Here is an 18,379-nt window from a genome sequence, read left to right on the forward strand (position 1 = left end):
CAGGACCAGGACGTGCCGCGGCAGACTCACACCCGCATCGGCATCAGCACGTACAGCGCCGGCGCGCCCTCGCGATCCTGGATCAGGGTCGGGGAGCCCGGGTCGGCGAGCTTGAACAGGGCGGTGTCGCCCTCGAGCTGTGCGGTGATGTCGAGCAGGTAGCGGGCGTTGAAGCCGATATCGAGGTTGGCGGCCTCGTAGTCGACATCGAGTTCCTCGGTGGCGCTGCCCGAATCCGGGTTGTTCACCGAGAGCGCGAGGCGCCCCTCGGCGAGCCCGAGCTTCACCGCACGCCCGCGCTCCGACGAGATCGTCGAGACCCGGTCCACCGCCTTGGCGAAGGCGTCGCGCTCCACGGTCAGCCGCTTGTCGTTGTTGGCCGGGATCACCCGCTGGTAATCCGGGAAGGTGCCGTCGATCAGCTTGGAGATGAGGGTCAGGCCACCCGCGAAGCGCAGGCGGATCTTGGCGGGCGACAGGTCGACCGCGACGGTCTCGCCGCCGTCGTCGAGGAGCTTCTGGATCTCGGCGACCGCCTTGCGGGGCACGATCACGCCCGGCATGCCGACACTGCCCTGCGGGGCCGGGATCTCGACGCGGGCGAGCCGGTGGCCGTCGGTGGCCACGGCCCGCATCACGGGTCCGCCCTCGGTCTCCAGCGTGTGCAGGTAGATGCCGTTGAGGTAGTAGCGGGTCTCCTCGGTGGAGATCGCGAACTGGGTCTTCTCGATCAGCCGCTTCAGGTCGGCGGCGGCGATCTCGAAGCCGTGCGGCATCTCGCCGGCGGCGAGATCCGGGAAGTCGCCCTCCGGCAGGGCGCCGAGGGCGAAGCGCGAGCGTCCGGACCGGATCGTCATCTGGCCGGACTCGCCGCCGGTCTCCAGGGAGACCTGCGCGCCGTCGGGGAGCTTGCGCACGATGTCGTAGATCACGTGCGCCGGCACCGTGGTGGCGCCGGCATCCGCCACGTCGGCCGGCACGCTCTCGGTCACCTCGATGTCGAGATCCGTCGCCCGCAGCTGGAGCCCCGAGCCTTCCGCCCGCAGGAGCACGTTCGACAGGATCGGGATCGTGTTGCGGCGCTCGACGACCCGGTGCACGTGGCCGAGCGACCTGAGTAGGGCCGCGCGCTCGACAGTGACTCTCATCGCAATACTCAAGTGATGTGGACGGCGCCGCGGCCGGCAGCCGTCGCGGAATATGGCCGTTCAGCTTGGCGAACGGGATCGGGGAACGCAAGGCCGCCGCTGGTGCGCCGCACAGCGACCTCCGCGCCCATGTCGGGTGCCCATGCCGAAACCGGGGTATCCGCTCGCGCCGCCCCGTGCGAAAGCGCCGCAACCGACCCGGATTCCTCCTCTCCCATCCCGATCATGTTGCAGACCATCGACACCGCGGGCTCGACGCACGCCACGCCGAGCGCCGGCCGGATTCTCGCCGCGAGTTTCGTCGGCACCGCCATCGAGTTCTTCGACTTCTACATCTACGCCACCGCCACCGCCCTCGTGATCGGGCCGGTCTTCTTCCCCGCCGGCGCCCCGGGCGTGCAGCAGCTCAGCGCCTTCGCGACCTTCGCGATCGCGTTCCTTGCGCGGCCGGTGGGCGCGGCCCTGTTCGGGCATTTCGGCGACCGCGTCGGCCGCAAGGCGACCCTGGTGGCCTCCCTGTTGATCATGGGCCTCTCCACGGTCCTGATCGGCTGCCTGCCGACCTATGCGGTCGCCGGCTGGTGGGCGCCGGCGGCGCTCTGCATCCTGCGCTGCGGCCAGGGCATCGGGTTCGGCGGCGAATGGGGCGGCGCCGCCCTGCTGGCGGTCGAGAACGCGCCGCCGGGCCGGCGCGCGTGGTACGGCATCTTTCCGCAGCTCGGCGCGCCGGTCGGCTTCATCCTGGCCAATCTCGGCTTCCTCGCCCTCAGCTTCGGCCTGTCCCCCGAAAGCTTCCAGGCCTGGGGCTGGCGTCTGCCGTTCCTGGCCTCGGCCGTCCTGGTCGGAGTGGGTCTCTACGTCCGTCTGAAGCTGACCGAGACGCCGGCCTTCAAGGCGGCGCTCAGCGAGGCGCGGCCGGAGCGCGTACCCTTCGCCACCATGCTGACCCAGCATGGGCGCGCCGTCCTGGTCGGCACCTTCGCGATGGTGGCGGTCTACGCGGTGTTCTACCTCTCCACCGTATTCGCCCTCGGCTTCGGCACCGGCACGCTTGGGTACAGCCGGCCGACCTTCCTGCTGTTCGAGTGCATCGCGGTCTGCTTCATGGCGCTCGGCACCGTGGTGTCGGGTGCCGCGGCCGACCGCTTCGGACGCAGGCCGGTGCTGCTCTCCGGCATGGCCGTGACGTTCCTGCTGGGCTTCCTCATGGGGCCGATGCTGGGCCACGCCGCCGGCAGCGGCACGTGGCCGCCCGTCCTGGGCTTCCTCTGCCTCAGCCTCCTGACGATGGGCTGGGTGTTCGGGCCGATGGGCGCCGTGCTGCCCGAACTGTTCCCGACGCGGGTGCGCTACACCGGCGCCTCGGTCACCTACAATCTCGCGGGGATCCTGGGCGCCTCGGGCGCGCCCTACATCGCGCAGGAACTCGCGGCCTATGGCGGGATCGGATTCGTCGGGTTCTATCTGTCGGGCGCCGCGATCCTCAGCTTCCTGGCCGTCCTCGCGATGCCGGAAACCGCCGATCGCTGACCGGTCACGCCGCCGCGGAGACTGCGCCGCGCGGTCCGGCCGAGGCCGGCCTCAGGGCGCCGGACGATCGGCGCCCCCCTGCACGACCGGCTCGAAGCGCCCGAGAAACCGGGTCCGCTCCCACAGCTCGATCGGGTCGCGCTGAACCATCGCCCGGGCGCGGCGGCGCGCCTGCGTGTCGTCCTCGGCGGACAGGATCTCGGCCGCGCGGACGCGCCCGGCCCGGTCGAGCCTGAATGTCCGGTACGCGCGGCTCCGGTGAGCCGTTTCAGCATCCAGCGCGAGCATTGCGATCTCCTCGGAGGTCGAGCGTCCGGGAAGACGGTTAACCAAACGACAATCGCCGCGTCTGCCGCCCTCGAAAACCGGCTGGGAAAGTTCGGTCGGAACCGTGCCGGGCGGCGCCGAGACCGACGGATCGTTACGTCGGCCTGCGACCTGCGACCCCGGCCGCGCGACGGCTCGGCCGAAACGGGTGCGTTCAGCTCCGCTTGTCGAGGGGACGACCCAGGAGGCGCGCGAACTCGGCCTCGATCTCCTCCACGGAGAACGGATTGCCGGCAGACTTCGCTTCGGGCGGCGCGGAAGAAGGCGGCGGCGGGACGGGGACGGCCTTGGGCATCGCCGGCGGCAGCACGGGTTTGGGCGGGACCGGCGCCGGCGGCGGCGGGGCCTCCTGCGGAACAACCGGCGGCGGCACCGGCGGCGATACCGAAGGCGACACCGGATCAAGCGGCGCGCTCGCCATCGCGGCGGCGAGCGGATCGACGCCCTCCGGCACGGCGGGCGATGGCACGGGCGGCGGCGGCGTCACGGCCGAAGACGACCGAGACAGGGCGGCCTGGAGCTGCCGCGCCATGTCGGACAGGACCCCCGGATCGACGGACTTGCGCTCGGACGGGACCGCGAGGCTCGGCGCCGGACGGGCGGGCTCCGCCTCGACCGCGGACCCGTCGGGTTTGCGCTCGGAGGCTGGGCCGGGCCGCGGCTCGACCAGCGGCGGCGCGGTCCGGCTGAGGATCCGCCGCGGCGTCGTCGGCTCGCGCGCCGGCGGCGCGGGCAGTTCCACCGGCGGCGGCACCAGCAGGTCGGGTGAGGGCGGGGGCGGGGCGGCCGTCAGCGGGGCGGAAACATCCTGACCGGGCTCGTCGCCGCCGAGCAACGCCGCATCGAGGGGCAGCGTGATGGGCGGGGCGGCGGCGGAGCGCGGGACCGGCGGCGGCACGACCACCGGCATCTCGAAGCCCGGATCGAACAGCGGTTCCGCGCGGCGCCCGCCGGATTCGGGCAGGACCCGGGGCGGTTCGGGAAGGCGACCGCCCTGGACGAGGGGATCCGGGAGCGGCTCGTCCAGCGGCTCGGAGGCCGACTCCGGCCGGATGGACGCTTCGGGCAACGGCCGCTGGCCGCGCTGGATGTTGCGCTCGACCACGACGTCGTTGGGGCCGCCCACGAGCAGCAGGTGCTCGACATTGTCCCGGCGCAGCAGGATCAGCTGCCGGGCGCGGTCGAGTTCGTACACGTCGACGATCCCCAGCCGCGGCTGGCGCCCACGGCCTCCGGAACGCCCCGGCAGCGCCAGGCTCCGGCCGGTGAGCCGACGCACCGTGAACACGATGGCCGCGAGCGCCGTGAAGATGACGGCGAAGATCACGATGTACTGGATGATAGGGGAGCCGTCAGAGCCGAACACGGATTGTAGCCATCGCAAGGTTACGCACTCGCAGGTTCCGACCGCCGCGGGTGCGCGCCGGCACGGACTTGTCCATACCACGCCGGGGGGGCGGCAAGGCAAACGACGTTAAGAGTTCGTTAACAGACCTTTTAATTGAGCGCGATCAAGACAGTAGGCCGGGGATAAGCCGCCGGGTCAGCGGATCCGAGGCCGGACGGTCCTTCGTCCGCCGCAAAGGCTGCCGCGATCCCGCGGCCGATCCGCAGACCGGTCGTCCCCGATCGCGGGCTTAACGCACCGTTAACCATGCGCACGGCAGATTTTGCCGAGCCCGCTCGTTCCGGCGCGGCCACGCCATCCCGGAGGCGACCTTGGCTCTCACCGATCTGCCCGTGCTGAGCATGCTGCGCACGCGGATGCAATGGGCGCAGGCGCGCCAGGGCGTGATCGCCGAGAACGTGGCCAATGCCGACATGCCGGGGTTCAAGCCCCGCGACCTCGTGGAGCCGCGCTTCGACCGGGCGACCGGTACGCTGGCCGCCACCGCGACCGGCCTGACGCTGACGAGCCCGGGCCACATGGCGCCCGCCGGTCAGACGGTCGGGGCCGATTCAAAGCGCGCCAAGGGCTTCGAGGTCCGCCCGAGCGGCAACGGCGTCAACCTCGAGGACGAGATGATGAAGGCCGGCGAGAACCAGTCGGACTACCAACTCGCCGCCTCGCTCTATCAGCACAGCCTGACCACCCTGAAGATCGCGATCGGCAAGAGCTGATGCGCGACGACCGAGGGGGGAGCGCCGACGGCCGCACGGTCACGGCAGCAGGAGGGGCCTGAGCCATGGAATTCACCAAGTCACTGGCGGTGGCGGCGGCGGGCCTCAAGGCCCAGTCCGGCCGGATGCGCATCATCGCCGAGAACATCGCCAACGCCGATTCCGCGCCGGCCTCCGCCGGGGCGCAGCCCTACCGGCGCAAGATCCCGACCTTCACCAGCCATCTCGACGACGAGACCGGCGCCAGGCTCGTCGAGGCCGGGCGCGTCAGGCGCGACCCGTCGGCCTTCCGGACGAAGTACGAGCCGGGCAATCCCGCGGCCGACGCCCAGGGCGTGGTGCAGATGCCCAACGTCAATGCGCAGATCGAGAACATGGACCTGCGCGAGGCCCAGCGCTCCTACGAGGCGAACCTCAACATGATCAGCGCCACCCGCAAGATGCTGGCACAGACCCTCGGCATCCTGAAGTGAGCCTGAAGGACGCATAGCAAGGACGCATGGCGATGGCTTCGAGCAACTTCGCGGCGGGTGCCTACGCGGCCGTTCAGGGCCTCGCCGGCGGCCGGCCCGCGCCCCGGGTCCAGCCGACGACCGGGACCGGCAGCGACTTCATGCAGCTCCTCGGGCAGACCCTGGACAGCGTCGGCGATGCCGGCCGGCGGGCCGACACGCAGGCCGTCTCGGCCGCCGCCGGCAAGGCCAATGTCGTGGACGTGGTCACCGCGGTGGCCGAGAGCGAGACCGCCCTGCAGACCATGGTGGCGGTGCGCGACCGCATGATCTCCGCCTACGAGGAGATCATGCGCATGCAGATCTGAACGGCGGCCCGGTCCCTCGCCGATTCCGCCGCCCGCGCCCTCCGTACAGATCGCATCCCCATGACCGGCCTCGCCATCCTCGACGTCGCCCGCGACGGCATCTTCGTGTTCCTCAAGGTGGCCGGGCCCCTGATGCTGGTCGCCCTGGCGGTCGGGCTCGCGGTCTCCCTGGTCCAGGCCCTGACCCAGATCCAGGAACAGACGCTGATCTACGTGCCCAAGATCGTGGCGGTGTTCGCCGCGCTCCTGCTGATGCTGCCCTTCATCGGCGATGCCATGGCCGGCTACATGACCCGCATCGCCGCCCGCATCGCGGCCGGCGGCTGATGCCCGCCCCGGCCGGGACAGGCGCGGCCCACGCGTGCCATAGAGGCCGCGATGAACCTGCTCCTGCCCGGCATCGCCTCGGCCTACCTGATCACCTTCGCGCGCATCGGCACGCTGATCATGCTGATGCCGGGGATCGGCGAGCAGACGGTGCCGCCGCGCCTGCGCCTCGCCTTCGCGCTGCTCACCGCCCTGGTGCTGTTCCCAACCGTGCGTCCGCTGCTGGGCGGGACCGAGGGCGTGGCCGGCCCGCGGCTGATCGGGCTCCTGTTCGGGGAGACGATCATCGGGCTGGTGCTCGGCCTGACGGTGCGCATGATCCTTGCGGCCCTTCAGACCGCCGGTGTGATCATCGCGGCACAGGTCGGCCTGTCCTACGCCATGACGGTGGATCCGAACCAGGGCGGCCAGCAGGTGGCGATCGGCAACTTCCTGTCGCTGCTCGGGATCACGCTGATCTTCGCCGCGGATCTGCATCATCTCGCCATCGAGGGCGTGGCCCGCAGCTACGAGGTTCTGCCCCCCGACGGCGTGCCGTCCTTCTCGGACGCGCTGATGCTGGCCACGAAGGCGCTGGCCCGGGGCTTCACCCTGGCGGTCCAGATCTCCGGCCCGTTCATCGCCTTCGGGATCCTGTTCAATCTGGGTCTCGGGGTGCTGTCGCGGCTGATGCCGCAATTGCAGGTGTTCTTCCTGGCGGTCCCGGCCTCGGTGCTGATCGGCATGCTGCTGCTGATGGGCTGCCTCGGCGTCATGATGGGCGTCTTCCTGGACGATCTGGGCCGGTATCTCGGGGATTACGTCGGCCGCTGAGCGGCCGGACCACCCGCGCCCCGATCACCCGTCCGCGCTGAGAGCGAAGCGAGATGGCCGACGATACCGACGACGAGGACAAGACCGAGGAGCCGTCCCAACGGCGGCTCGATCAGGCCATCGAGCGCGGCGACGTCGCGACCAGCACCGAGATCAACACCTTCGCGATGCTGGGGGCGTTCACCCTGACCCTGCTGGTCGCGGCCCCGAGCATCGCCACGAACCTTCTGCACGGCCTCAAGGCCTACCTCGCCAACGCCCATGCCCTGCCGGACGACGCCACGGCGATGAAGGCGGCCATGACGCGCGGCCTGTGGCTGTGGCTCCAGGCGGTGGCCGTGCCGGTGGGTCTGGCCGTCGTGGCCGGACTGGCCGCGGGACTCCTGCAGCACCCGCTGGTCTTCTCCACCGAGACGCTGATGCCGAAATTCTCGCGCCTGTCGCCGATGGCGGGCGTGAAGCGGCTCCTCGGCGTCGAGGCCCTGTTCCAGTTCGGCAAGGGCTTGGCCAAGATCGGCGCCGTGGGCGTCGTCGGCGCGGTGCTGCTGTGGAACGACCGCGACCGGCTGGAGGTGTTCGCCCGCCTGGACCCGGCCGCCTCCCTGCCGGCGATCCTGACCCTCAGCCTGAAGCTGCTCGCCGGCATGCTGTGCATGCATCTCGCGATCACCCTGGGTGATGCCCTCTACGCGCGGTTCCGCTGGCGCAAGCGTCACCGGATGTCGAAGGAAGAGCTCAAGCAGGAGATGAAGGAGTCCGAGGGCAACCCGGAGGTCAAGGGCCGCCTGAGGCAGTTGCGGATGGCCCGCGTGAAGAAGCGCATGATGGCCGCGGTGCCGACCGCCACCGTGGTGGTGACGAACCCGACCCACTACGCGGTGGCGCTGCGCTACGAGACCGGCATGGCGGCGCCGATCTGCGTCGCCAAGGGCGTCGACGCCCTGGCCCTGCGCATCCGCGCGGTGGCGGCCGAGCACGGCGTCGCGGTGATCGAGAATCCGCCCCTCGCCCGGGCGCTCCACGCCACTGTGGAGATCGACGGGGAGATCCCGGCCGAGCACTACCGCGCGGTGGCGGAGGTCATCGGGTTCGTGCTGCGCCTGCGGAGGCGGGCGGCCTAGCAACCGCGCGATGCCGCGGGCCGGAGCCGACGGAAAGCCACGCTTCCTCCACCTTTTTTCGCGAGGTTGTATCAAGGCTTGTCGCGACGAGAGTGGTGCCGCGCCCCGCATGTCCTGATATGGCCGGCTGACCAACCGGGTGACTGTTCTGGAATGAAGCCGATGGCCGACGTCACTGGACCTCCGGCGCCTGCCGCGGGCCCGCAGAATTCGGGGCCTCCGGTCTCGCAGGCGTCCGCCCTGCTGGGCACCGGCTCGATCGACCGGTCGGAGCAGCCGGGCCGGGTCGGCCTGCTCCTCGTGCTCGCCGGGCTGCTGGTCGGCGCCGCCATCGGCCTGTCTTTCGTGGCCAACGAGCAGGCCCAGTCGCTGATCGTCTGGCTGCTGGCCCTGCTGGCCATGGCGGGCGTGTTCTTCCTGTTCGCCCTCGCCATCGGGGCGCTCCAGCTCAGCGGCAGCGCGGCCCGGGACGACATCACCAAGGGGATCGTCGACGCCTCCCCGGACGGCAAGCTGGTCGTCGAGGAGGGGGGCCGGCTGATCTACGCCAACGAGGCCTATCTGCGGATCGCCAGCGGCGACACGTTCTCGAACCTCGTGCCGGTGGAGCGCATCCTCGTCGGCTCTCCGGAGGTCTCCGAGGCGGTCTACCGCCTGTCGCAGGCCTCGCGCGATGCCAGGGCCCATACCGAGGAAGTCCGGATGTCGCCGCCCCTCGGGCCGACGGTCGGCGAGCGCGGCTTCGGGTGGTACCGCGTCTCGGTGCGGCCCCTCGCGCGTCCGCGCCGGGCGGCCTCGCTCTGGACGGTGGCCGACATCACCGCCGAGCGCGAGCGGCAGGAGAACGTCTTCCAGGAACTTCAGCACGCCATCGACTACCTCGACCACGCCCCGGCGGGCTTCCTGTCGATCGATCCGGCCGGCGCCATCGTCTACATGAACGCGACGCTCGCCGCCTGGCTGGGCTACGATCTCGCCAGCGTCGGCCCCGGCGGGCCGCATCTCACCGAGATCGCCCCGGAGGCGGATGTTCTCGTGCGCACCGCCGGCCTGCCGGGCGAGGTCCGCACCGACCGCTTCGACCTCGACCTGCGCCGCCGCAACGGCCACACCCTGCCGGTGCGGCTCTACCACCGGGTCGCCTTCGGCAAGGACGGCAAGCCCGGCTCGTCGCGGACCTTCGTGATCAACCGCTCCGCCGGGGCCGAGACCGACGAGCCGCAGCGCGCCGCCGAGGTGCGCCTCGCCCGCTTCCTCAACAACTCGCCGATCGCGATCGCGACCCTCGACCGGACCGGCTGCATCGCCCGGGCCAACGCCTCGTTCACCCGGCTGTTCGGCACGGTGCCGCGCCAGGCCGATGACGGCGCCTTCGACGGTGACGGCGCGACCCGGGTCGAGCCGAACGTCGCCGATTCCGTGGCCGACCGGACCGCCCTGGAAGCCGGGCTCGCCCGGGCGGCGAGCGGTCGGACCGATCCGGAACCCATCGAGGTCCAGCTGACCGGGCCCGGCGGCCGCTCGGCCCGGGTCTGGCTCAGCCCCGCCGACGGCGGCGATCCGGGGCAGCAGACCGACGAGGCCGAGCGGGTGATCCTGTACGCCCTCGACACGACGGCGCAGCGGCAACTGGAGCAGCAGGTCGCCCAGGCCCAGAAGATGAACGCGGTCGGCCAGCTCGCGGGCGGCATCGCGCACGACTTCAACAACGTGCTGCAGGCGATCATCGGGTACTCGGACCTGCTGCTGGCGAGCCATCGGCCGACCGACCCGGCCTTCCAGGACATCATGCAGATCAAGCAGAACGCCAACCGGGCGGCGGGCCTCGTCCGCCAGCTCCTGGCGTTCTCCCGGAGGCAGACCCTGCGTCCGGAGGTGATGAATGTCGGAGAAGCGCTCTCCGAACTCACCCTCCTGCTCAAGCGCCTGCTCGGCGAGCGGGTCGCCCTGGAGCTGAAGCACGGCCGCGAGGTCTGGCCCGTGAAGGCCGACGTCAACCAGTTCGAGCAGGTGATCGTCAATCTCGCGGTCAACGCCCGCGACGCCATGCCGGAGGGCGGCAAGCTGATGATCCGGACGGAGAACGTCTTGGATCCGGGGGCGGCCTCCGATGCGGAGGGACGCGGCGGGGCGCCGGCCGGCGACCACGTGCTGATCGAGGTGCGCGACACCGGCCAGGGCATCCCCCCCGAGCTGATGGAGAAGATCTTCGAGCCGTTCTTCACCACCAAGGAGATCGGCAAGGGCACCGGACTCGGCCTGTCGACGGTGTTCGGCATCGTCAAGCAATCGGGCGGCACCATCGACGTGCAGTCGACGATCGGGGAGGGGACCGCCTTCCGCATCTACCTGCCGCGGCATGTGCCCGTGGCCGAACCGGAGGAGGTTCCGGCCCCGACTGCGGTGCCGGCGCTCCCGCGCGCGGAGCCGCTCGCGCCGGTCTCCGGGTCGCCGCGGCCGGCTGCCGAGCCGGGCGATGCCGGCGCGCCGCGGAGTGCACCGGCTCCGGCCACGGCCGACAAGCCGGCGCCGCGCAAGCCCGCCGCGGATCATACGGGGCAGGGCACCATCCTGCTCGTGGAGGACGAGGATCCCGTCCGGGCGGTCAACAGTCGCGCCCTCTCGGCCCGCGGCTACACGGTCCTGGAGGCGGCCTCCGGCCTCGAGGCCCTGGCGATCGTCCGCGAGGGCACCCAGCCGATCGACCTCGTCGTCTCCGACGTCGTCATGCCCGAGATGGACGGCCCGACCCTGCTGCGAGAGGTGCGCAAGCATCAGCCCGACCTGAAGGTGATCTTCGTCTCCGGCTACGCCGAGGACGCCTTCCGCAAGAACCTGCCGGAGGGGGAGACCTTCAACTTCCTGCCGAAGCCCTTCAGTCTGAAGCAGCTCGTCGAGACCGTGAAGAAGACGATGGCCGATTGAACGGCGTCGATGGCGTCGTCGATGGCAGCGTCCCGGCCCTTCCCTGCGAAATCCGGCATCCGGTGCCGCCCACCGTGTTCAGACCCTGAACGGAGTGCGGCACCGGATCCCGGGCATGCCCCCGACGGATCGGTGCGCCGGAGGCCGCGGTTCGCCCTGAACCGCATCGGTGGCGCCGGCAGGCTATGCACAACCCACGGTACCGCCCTTGTCGAAATAGAACAAAACAGGTACATGAAGGCGGTGGGGACGCGCGTTGTGAACTGCGTCCAACCCCTTCATAAGGAGCCCGCCAGATGGCCCAGCCCGCATTGAAAGTGGTCGACATGCCCCCCGTGGACAAGGACAAGTCCAAGGCCATTGACGCCGCCCTGGCTCAGATCGAGCGCGCCTTCGGCAAGGGCTCGATCATGCGGCTCGGCAAGAACGACAAGGTTCAGGAGGTCGAGACCGTCTCGACCGGATCGCTGGGCCTCGACATCGCCCTCGGCGTCGGCGGCCTCCCGCGCGGCCGGGTGATCGAGATCTACGGCCCCGAATCGTCCGGCAAGACGACGCTGGCGCTCCACACCATCGCCGAGGCCCAGAAGAAGGGCGGCGTCTGCGCCTTCGTGGATGCCGAGCACGCCCTCGATCCGGTCTATGCCCGCAAGCTCGGCGTCAACCTCGACGACCTGCTGATCTCGCAGCCCGATACGGGCGAGCAGGCCCTGGAGATCACCGACACGCTGGTGCGCTCCGGCGCCATCGACGTGCTGGTGGTCGACTCGGTGGCCGCACTGACCCCGCGCGCCGAGATCGAGGGCGAGATGGGCGAGAGCCAGCCGGGCCTTCAGGCCCGTTTGATGAGCCAGGCCCTGCGCAAGTTGACCGGCTCGATCTCACGCTCGAACTGCATGGTCATCTTCATCAACCAGATCCGGATGAAGATCGGCGTGATGTACGGCAGCCCCGAGACCACCACGGGCGGCAACGCCCTGAAGTTCTACGCCTCGGTGCGCCTCGACATCCGCCGCATCTCGACCCTGAAGGATCGCGACGAGGCGATCGGCAACCAGGTCCGCGTCAAGGTGGTGAAGAACAAGGTCGCGCCGCCGTTCAAGCAGGTCGAGTTCGACATCATGTTCGGCGAGGGCGTGTCGAAGGTCGGTGAGCTGATCGACCTCGGCGTGAAGGCCGGCATCGTCGAGAAGTCCGGCGCGTGGTTCTCGTATAACAGCCAGCGCCTCGGCCAGGGCCGCGAGAACGCGAAGGGCTTCCTGCGCGACAACCCGAAGATCGCCGCCGAGATCGAGGGCTCCATCCGGCAGAATTCCGGCTTGGTCGCCGAGAAAATCCTGGAGAACGCGACCCCGTCCGCCGACGATCTCGACGAAGGCGAAGCCTGATCCGAAGACCGGGCGATGGACCAAGTCCGGCGCCCGATCCCTGAAGACCGAGCCCCATGGCGATCCCAGGATCGCCATGGGGTTTTGTTTTGGGCCCGAGGCACCGATCCGATAGCGGAATAGAAAGAAGCGGGCGTCCCGTCTCGGCCGCAGCCTCAGAGATCCTCGACGCAGAGTTGGGGCACCGCCGAACAGGCAAGCGCCCGTCCCGGATGCCACTGACCGCGCCGATCGGCCGTCCCGGCAGAGACGGCCACTCGGCACCTGCACACGCATTCAGATCGCAGGATGCCGAAACGACGAAGCCCGGCACGAATCCGGCTCTTACGAGTCGAATTGCGTCCGGGCGTTCGTCGAACCGGTCATGCCGCGACCCAGGAATGGACCCGTCTCGGGGGCCATCCCGCAGCGTCGCGGGCCGGGATCAGGCGGATGCGGAGACCGCAGCCGCCGGGATCCCAGGATCAGGCGGCCTCGCCGGCCTCGGCCTGGGCGGCGTCGCCCTCGACCAGCTTCCAGGTCTTGGTCTTCGAGAAGGGACGGCACTCCTCGATGAACACCGTCTGCCCGACCTTGGCGACATTCGCCTCGTCGTGCGCGTGGTAGTTCTTCGAGCGGCGGACGGTCTTCTTCATCACCGGGTGGGTGAAGCGGCGCTCCACCTTGACCACGATGGTCTTCTCACCCTTGTCGCTAACGACGGTGCCCTGCAGGATGCGCTTCGGCATGGTGTTCTCCTAGCGGCCCGTATCAGCTCTTGGCCGCCTGCAGCGTCTTCGCGCGCTGCAGCGTCCGGACACGGGCGATGTCGCGACGGACCTCACGGACGCGGGCGACGTTCTCGAGCTGGCCGGTGGCCCCCTGGAAGCGCAGGTTGAACTGCTCCTTCTTGAGGTTGATCAACTCGTCATTCAGCTGATCCGGCGACAGGGCCTTGAGATCAGACACTCTCTGGGTCGACTTCACGATATCCTCCGTTCAGTCGGCGATGCGCTGGACGACCCGCGTGCGGATCGGAAGCTTCGCGGCGCCGAGGCGGAGCGCCTCCTTGGCGATGTTCTCGGCAACGCCGTCGACCTCGAACATGATCCGGCCGGGATGGACCCGGGCCGCCCAATAGTCCGGGGCGCCCTTACCGGAGCCCATGCGGACCTCGGTCGGCTTCGACGAGACCGGCACGTCCGGGAACACCCGGATCCAGACGCGGCCCTGGCGCTTCATCTCGCGGGTGATCGCGCGGCGGGCCGCCTCGATCTGGCGGGCGGTGATGCGCTCAGGCTCCACCGCCTTCAGGCCGAACTGGCCGAAGTTCAGCTCGAAGCCGCCCTTGGCCGCACCGTGGATGCGGCCCTTGAACTGCTTGCGGAAGCGGGTCTTTTTCGGTTGCAGCATGGCTTCCTACCTTACGCGTGCTCGCGCTCGCGGCGTCCGCGCTCGCGGCCGCCCTCGCCATCGCGCTCACGGCGTCCGCCGGAGCGGCCGCCCTCTTCCTGGGCCTTCTTATCCTGAGCCATCGGATCGTGCTCAAGGATCTCGCCCTTGAACACCCACACCTTGATGCCGCAGGTGCCGTAGGTCGTGAACGCCGTAGCCGTGCCGTAATCCACGTCCGCACGCAGCGTGTGCAGCGGGACCCGGCCCTCGCGGTACCATTCCTGGCGGGCGATCTCGGCGCCGCCGAGACGACCCGAGCAGTTGATCCGGATGCCCTCGGCGCCGAGACGCATGGCCGACTGGACGGCCCGCTTCATGGCGCGCCGGAATGCGACGCGGCGCTCGAGCTGCTGGGCGATCGAGTCGGCCACCAGGGTGGCGTCGATCTCGGGCTTGCGCACCTCGACGATGTTGATGGTCACGTCGGCCTTGGTCATCGTGCCGACGAGCTTGCGCAGCTTCTCGATATCCGCGCCCTTCTTGCCGATCACCACGCCCGGACGGCCCGAGTGGATGGTGACGCGGCACTTCCGGTGCGGACGCTCGATGACGATCTTGGAGACCGCCGCCTGCTTGAGCTGCTTCATGAGGGCGGCGCGGATCGCGACGTCCTCGTGCATGAGCTTCGCATAGTCGCCCTTGTTGGCGAACCAGCGGGAGTCCCAGGTCCGGTTGATGCCGAGCCGGAGACCGATCGGATTGACTTTCTGGCCCATCAGATCCTCCTCAGGCCGCTTCGGCCTGGCGGACTTCGCGAACCACGATGGTGAGGTTCGAGAAGGGCTTCAGGATGCGCGCACCGCGGCCGCGGGCGCGGGCGTGGAAACGCTTGAGAACCAGCGCCTTGCCCACGAAGGCCTGGGAGACGACGAGGTCGTCCACGTCCAGGTCGTGGTTGTTCTCGGCGTTGGCGATGGCGCTCTCGAGGCACTTCTTGACCTCGGTGGAGATCCGCTTGCGCGAGAACTGCAGCTCGGCGAGCGCCGTGTCGACCTTCTTGCCGCGGATCATCTGCGCCACGAGGTTGAGCTTCTGCGGGCTGACGCGCAGCATGCGCGCGACGGCCTTCGCCTCGTTCTCGGGGAGCGCGCGGGGGGTGGCTTGCTTGCCCATCTCAGCGCCTCTTCGCCTTCTTGTCGGCCGCGTGGCCCGGGAAGGTGCGGGTCGGCGAGAACTCGCCGAACTTGTGACCGACCATCTCCTCGGTGACGTAGACCGGGATGTGCTTCTGCCCGTTGTGCACACCGAAGGTGAGCCCGACGAACTGCGGAAGGATCGTGGAGCGGCGGCTCCAGATCTTGATGACCTCGGAACGCGAGGAGCCCCGCGCCGCCTCGGCCTTCTTGAAGAGGTAGCCGTCGACGAACGGCCCCTTCCAGAGAGAGCGTGCCATAGCGATTACTTCTTGCGGTTGTGGCGGCTGGACAGGATGAACACGTCGGTCCGCTTGTTGGACCGGGTCTTCTTCCCCTTGGTGGGCACGCCCCAGGGCGTGACCGGGTTGCGGCCGCCCGAGGTGCGACCCTCGCCGCCGCCGTGCGGATGGTCGACCGGGTTCATCGCCACACCGCGGTTGTGCGGGCGCTTGCCGAGCCAACGGTTGCGCCCGGCCTTGCCGAGCGAGATGTTCATGTGGTCCGGGTTCGAGACCGCGCCGACGCTGGCGAAGCACTGGCCATGGACCAGGCGCTGCTCGCCGGAGTTCAGGCGCAGGGTCACGTAGCCCTGGTCGCGGCCCACGATCTGCGCGTAGTTGCCGGCCGAACGGGCGATCGCGCCGCCCTTGCCGATCTTCAGCTCGACATTGTGGACGATCGTGCCCACCGGCATCGAGCCGACCGGAGCAGCGTTGCCCGGCTTGATGTCGACGCTCTCGCCGGCCACCACCTTGTCGCCCGGCTGCAGACGCTGCGGGGCCAGGATATAGCTCTGCTTCCCGTCGGGGAAGTTGATCAGCGCGATGAACGCCGTGCGGTTCGGATCGTACTCGATCCGCTCCACGGTTGCGGCGACGCCGAGCTGCTCGCGCCGCTTGAAGTCGACGTTGCGCAGCACGCGCTTGTGGCCGCCGCCGCGGAAGCGGACGGTGATGCGGCCGAGGTTGTTCCGGCCGCCGGAGGACGACTTGCCCTCCGTTAGCGCCTTCACCGGCTTGCCCTTGTAGAGCTCACGGCGGTCGACAAGCACGAGCTGGCGCAGGCTCGGCGTGACCGGTTTGAATGTCTTCAAGGCCATCGGCTTGGATCCCTAAAACCCGTCCTCAGAGCCCGGTCGTGACGTCGATCGTGTGGCCCTCGGCCAGGGTCACGATCGCCTTCTTCACGTCGGAGCGCTGTCCGCGGAGGCCGCGGAAAATCTTCTTCTTTCCCTTGGTGACAAGGGTGTTCACGGCCGTGACCTTGACGTCGAACAGCTTCTCCACGGCCTCCTTGATCTGAGGCTTGGTCGCCTTGGGGGCGACCCGGAACACGACCTTGTTCTGCTCGGTCAGGTTCGTCGCCTTCTCGGTGATGACCGGGGAGACGACGATGTCGTAGTGGCGCGGATCGGCACTCATTTGAAACGCTCCTCCAGCGCGTCGACGGCGGCCTTCGTCAGGACGAGCGTGTCGCGGCGCAGGATGTCGTAGACGTTGATGCCCTGCACGGGCAGCACGTCGATCTGCGGGATGGCGCGGGCGGCCCGGCCGAAATTCACGTCGACCTCGGCCCCGCCGATGATCAGCGCGTTCGAGAGGCCCATCTTGCCGAAGCGCTCGACGAGACCCTTGGTCTTGTGATCCTCGATCTTGATGTCGTCGACGACGATCAGGGTCGAGGCCTTGGCCTTGGCCGACAGGGCATGACGCAGAGCCAGCGCACGGACCTTCTTGGGCAGGTCGTGGCTGTGGTCACGCGGCACGGGGCCGAAGGCCCGGCCGCCGCCGCGGAACTGCGGCGCCGAGGCCGCGCCGTGACGGGCGTTGCCGGTGCCCTTCTGCTTGTACAGCTTCTTGCGGGTCCGGTTCACGTCCGAGCGGTTCTGCACGGCATGGGTGCCGGCGCGCCGCTTGGCGAGCTGCCAGCGGACCATGCGCTGCAGCAGGTCGGCGCGCGGCTCGAGCCCGAAGATCTCTTCGTTGAGCTCGACCGAGCCGGCACCGGCACCGTCGAGGGTTTTGATATCGAGCTTCATCACGCGGTCTCCTCAGCCGCAGCGGCCTCGGGAGCCGGGGCGGACGCGCCGTTCTCACGGAACTTGCCCGGCAGCGGAACGTCGGCGGGGAGCTTGCGCTTCACCGCGTCGCGGATCTGGATCCAGCCGCCGGCCACGCCCGGAACCGCACCCTCGACGAGGATGAGGCCACGCTCGGGATCGGTGCGCACGACGCGCAGGTTCTGGGTCGTGACCCGCTCGACGCCGAGGTGACCCGGCATCTTCTTGTTCTTGAAGGTCTTGCCGGGATCCTGACGACCACCGGTCGAACCGATCGAGCGGTGCGAGATCGACACGCCGTGGGTGGCGCGCAGACCGCCGAAGTTCCAGCGCTTGATACCGCCGGCGAAGCCCTTACCAGTCGTCGTGCCGGTGACATCCACGAACTGGCCGGGGATGAAGTGGTCCGCGGTGATCTCGGCGCCGACCGGGATCAGCGCGTCCTCGGACACGCGGAACTCGGCGAGCTTCTTCTTCGGCTCGACCTTCGCGACCGCGAAGCGGCCCCGCTCGGCGGCCGAGACGTTCTTGACCTTGGCCTTGCCGACGCCGACCTGCAGCGCAACGTAGCCGTTCTTCTCGACGGTGCGGTGGGCAACCACCTGGCACTGGTCGATCTTGAGCACCGTGACGGGGACATGCTCCCCCGCGTCCGTAAAGACGCGGGTCATGCCGACCTTCTGTGCGATGACGCCTGAGCGCATAGGTTCTCTCCCTCGCGCGATGAAACGGTAAGCTCTAAGTCCTCAGCGGACTCAGAGCTTGATCTCCACGTCCACGCCAGCGGCGAGGTCGAGCTTCATCAGCGCGTCCACGGTCTGCGGCGTCGGATCGACGATATCGAGCACACGCTTGTGCGTGCGCATCTCGAACTGCTCGCGCGACTTCTTGTCGATGTGCGGCGAGCGGTTCACGGTGAACTTCTCGATATGCGTCGGGAGCGGGATCGGACCCCGGATGGTCGCGCCGGTGCGCCGGGCCGTGGAGACGATCTCCTTGGTCGACGCATCGAGGATGCGGTGATCGAACGCCTTCAGGCGAATACGGATGTTCTGACCGTTCATGATCCTGGAACCTTGAGAGGGACGGCGGGGTGTGCGGGGCCTTGACCCCGCCGCGCCCTGCTAAGGATGCTTGCTCGAGCTCAATCGTTGATGGCGGCGACGACGCCGGCACCGACGGTGCGGCCGCCCTCGCGGATGGCGAAGCGCAGCTTCTCCTCCATGGCCA

24 protein-coding genes are annotated in these 18,379 nt (G+C 69.4%); 9 read left to right on the forward strand and 15 right to left on the reverse strand.

Annotation, left to right across the window (positions count from 1 at the left end):
• Positions 1-26: 26 nt before the first annotated feature.
• A complete protein-coding gene (dnaN, locus tag GGQ91_RS25975) occupies positions 27-1,148 on the reverse strand; it encodes a DNA polymerase III subunit beta (protein ID WP_043384901.1) in 1,122 nt (373 codons plus the stop codon).
• A 225-nt stretch (positions 1,149-1,373) separates the two neighbouring features.
• On the opposite strand from dnaN, the gene GGQ91_RS25980 reads away from it, so the two are divergent.
• A complete protein-coding gene (locus GGQ91_RS25980) occupies positions 1,374-2,678 on the forward strand; it encodes an MFS transporter (protein WP_051044800.1) in 1,305 nt (434 codons plus the stop codon).
• Positions 2,679-2,729: 51 nt separating this feature from the next.
• On the opposite strand, the gene GGQ91_RS25985 is transcribed toward GGQ91_RS25980, so the two are convergent.
• Together GGQ91_RS25985 and GGQ91_RS25990 are read right to left on the reverse strand one after the other, a co-directional pair.
• Complete coding sequence (locus GGQ91_RS25985; RefSeq protein WP_043384899.1) at positions 2,730-2,966, reverse strand: hypothetical protein; 237 nt, start codon at positions 2,964-2,966, stop codon at positions 2,730-2,732.
• 193 nt (positions 2,967-3,159) lie between these two features.
• A complete protein-coding gene (locus tag GGQ91_RS25990) occupies positions 3,160-4,371 on the reverse strand; it encodes a hypothetical protein (protein ID WP_343066864.1) in 1,212 nt (403 codons plus the stop codon).
• 353 nt (positions 4,372-4,724) lie between these two features.
• Here GGQ91_RS25990 and flgB point away from each other — a divergent pair, with 353 nt between their 5' ends.
• The 8 genes from flgB (at position 4,725) to recA (ending at position 12,520) form a co-directional block, all read left to right on the forward strand.
• Entirely contained in the window at positions 4,725-5,126 is a 402-nt protein-coding gene (gene flgB / locus GGQ91_RS25995) for a flagellar basal body rod protein FlgB (RefSeq protein ID WP_043351493.1), read from the forward strand.
• A gap of 65 nt (positions 5,127-5,191) precedes the next feature.
• A complete protein-coding gene (gene flgC / locus GGQ91_RS26000) occupies positions 5,192-5,599 on the forward strand; it encodes a flagellar basal body rod protein FlgC (RefSeq protein WP_043351491.1) in 408 nt (135 codons plus the stop codon).
• 32 nt (positions 5,600-5,631) lie between these two features.
• A complete protein-coding gene (gene fliE, locus GGQ91_RS26005) occupies positions 5,632-5,946 on the forward strand; it encodes a flagellar hook-basal body complex protein FliE (protein ID WP_043351496.1) in 315 nt (104 codons plus the stop codon).
• A 60-nt stretch (positions 5,947-6,006) separates the two neighbouring features.
• Positions 6,007-6,273, forward strand: a complete 267-nt coding sequence (fliQ, locus tag GGQ91_RS26010) for a flagellar biosynthesis protein FliQ (protein WP_043351489.1) — start codon at positions 6,007-6,009, stop codon at positions 6,271-6,273.
• A gap of 51 nt (positions 6,274-6,324) precedes the next feature.
• Positions 6,325-7,086: a flagellar biosynthetic protein FliR gene (gene fliR, locus GGQ91_RS26015; protein ID WP_043351488.1), complete on the forward strand. Its 762-nt coding sequence runs from the start codon at positions 6,325-6,327 to the stop codon at positions 7,084-7,086.
• A 53-nt stretch (positions 7,087-7,139) separates the two neighbouring features.
• The gene (gene flhB, locus GGQ91_RS26020; RefSeq protein WP_043384892.1) at positions 7,140-8,207 is read left to right on the forward strand and encodes a flagellar biosynthesis protein FlhB; all 1,068 of its coding nucleotides are present in this window, start codon (positions 7,140-7,142) and stop codon (positions 8,205-8,207) included.
• Between the two features lie 162 nt (positions 8,208-8,369).
• Positions 8,370-11,132: a cell cycle histidine kinase CckA gene (gene cckA / locus GGQ91_RS26025; protein WP_081948714.1), complete on the forward strand. Its 2,763-nt coding sequence runs from the start codon at positions 8,370-8,372 to the stop codon at positions 11,130-11,132.
• Positions 11,133-11,458: 326 nt separating this feature from the next.
• The gene (recA, locus tag GGQ91_RS26030; protein WP_403091641.1) at positions 11,459-12,520 is read left to right on the forward strand and encodes a recombinase RecA; all 1,062 of its coding nucleotides are present in this window, start codon (positions 11,459-11,461) and stop codon (positions 12,518-12,520) included.
• Positions 12,521-12,984: 464 nt separating this feature from the next.
• Here the strand turns inward: recA and rpsQ are convergent, their stop codons facing one another.
• The 12 genes from rpsQ to GGQ91_RS26090 all read right to left on the reverse strand — a co-directional run.
• Positions 12,985-13,248, reverse strand: a complete 264-nt coding sequence (rpsQ, locus tag GGQ91_RS26035) for a 30S ribosomal protein S17 (protein WP_043346666.1) — start codon at positions 13,246-13,248, stop codon at positions 12,985-12,987.
• 22 nt (positions 13,249-13,270) lie between these two features.
• The gene (rpmC, locus tag GGQ91_RS26040) at positions 13,271-13,486 is read right to left on the reverse strand and encodes a 50S ribosomal protein L29 (RefSeq protein WP_043346669.1); all 216 of its coding nucleotides are present in this window, start codon (positions 13,484-13,486) and stop codon (positions 13,271-13,273) included.
• A gap of 12 nt (positions 13,487-13,498) precedes the next feature.
• Positions 13,499-13,912, reverse strand: coding sequence for a 50S ribosomal protein L16 (gene rplP / locus GGQ91_RS26045; protein ID WP_043384884.1), 414 nt, complete (start codon positions 13,910-13,912; stop codon positions 13,499-13,501).
• 11 nt (positions 13,913-13,923) lie between these two features.
• Positions 13,924-14,670, reverse strand: a complete 747-nt coding sequence (rpsC, locus tag GGQ91_RS26050) for a 30S ribosomal protein S3 (protein WP_012319192.1) — start codon at positions 14,668-14,670, stop codon at positions 13,924-13,926.
• Between the two features lie 10 nt (positions 14,671-14,680).
• A complete protein-coding gene (rplV, locus tag GGQ91_RS26055; RefSeq protein WP_012319191.1) occupies positions 14,681-15,067 on the reverse strand; it encodes a 50S ribosomal protein L22 in 387 nt (128 codons plus the stop codon).
• Position 15,068: 1 nt separating this feature from the next.
• Positions 15,069-15,347, reverse strand: coding sequence for a 30S ribosomal protein S19 (gene rpsS, locus GGQ91_RS26060; protein WP_012319190.1), 279 nt, complete (start codon positions 15,345-15,347; stop codon positions 15,069-15,071).
• Positions 15,348-15,352: 5 nt separating this feature from the next.
• Complete coding sequence (gene rplB, locus GGQ91_RS26065; protein WP_020094256.1) at positions 15,353-16,189, reverse strand: 50S ribosomal protein L2; 837 nt, start codon at positions 16,187-16,189, stop codon at positions 15,353-15,355.
• A 25-nt stretch (positions 16,190-16,214) separates the two neighbouring features.
• Complete coding sequence (locus GGQ91_RS26070; RefSeq protein WP_012319188.1) at positions 16,215-16,511, reverse strand: 50S ribosomal protein L23; 297 nt, start codon at positions 16,509-16,511, stop codon at positions 16,215-16,217.
• Complete coding sequence (rplD, locus tag GGQ91_RS26075; protein WP_043351248.1) at positions 16,508-17,128, reverse strand: 50S ribosomal protein L4; 621 nt, start codon at positions 17,126-17,128, stop codon at positions 16,508-16,510. The genes GGQ91_RS26070 and rplD overlap by 4 nt, the downstream gene beginning before the upstream one ends.
• Positions 17,128-17,853 carry a 50S ribosomal protein L3 gene (gene rplC, locus GGQ91_RS26080; protein ID WP_043351246.1) on the reverse strand — a complete coding sequence of 242 codons (726 nt, stop codon included), beginning with the start codon at positions 17,851-17,853 and terminating at the stop codon, positions 17,128-17,130. The genes rplD and rplC overlap by 1 nt, the downstream gene beginning before the upstream one ends.
• A 51-nt stretch (positions 17,854-17,904) precedes the next feature.
• Positions 17,905-18,213 carry a 30S ribosomal protein S10 gene (gene rpsJ, locus GGQ91_RS26085; protein WP_043351245.1) on the reverse strand — a complete coding sequence of 103 codons (309 nt, stop codon included), beginning with the start codon at positions 18,211-18,213 and terminating at the stop codon, positions 17,905-17,907.
• A gap of 80 nt (positions 18,214-18,293) precedes the next feature.
• The coding region (locus GGQ91_RS26090; RefSeq protein WP_449566872.1) for an EF-Tu C-terminal domain-related protein at positions 18,294-18,379 on the reverse strand (86 nt) is incomplete at its 5' end.

This window comes from Methylobacterium fujisawaense (assembly GCF_014138435.1).
Taxonomy (GTDB): domain Bacteria; phylum Pseudomonadota; class Alphaproteobacteria; order Rhizobiales; family Beijerinckiaceae; genus Methylobacterium; species Methylobacterium fujisawaense.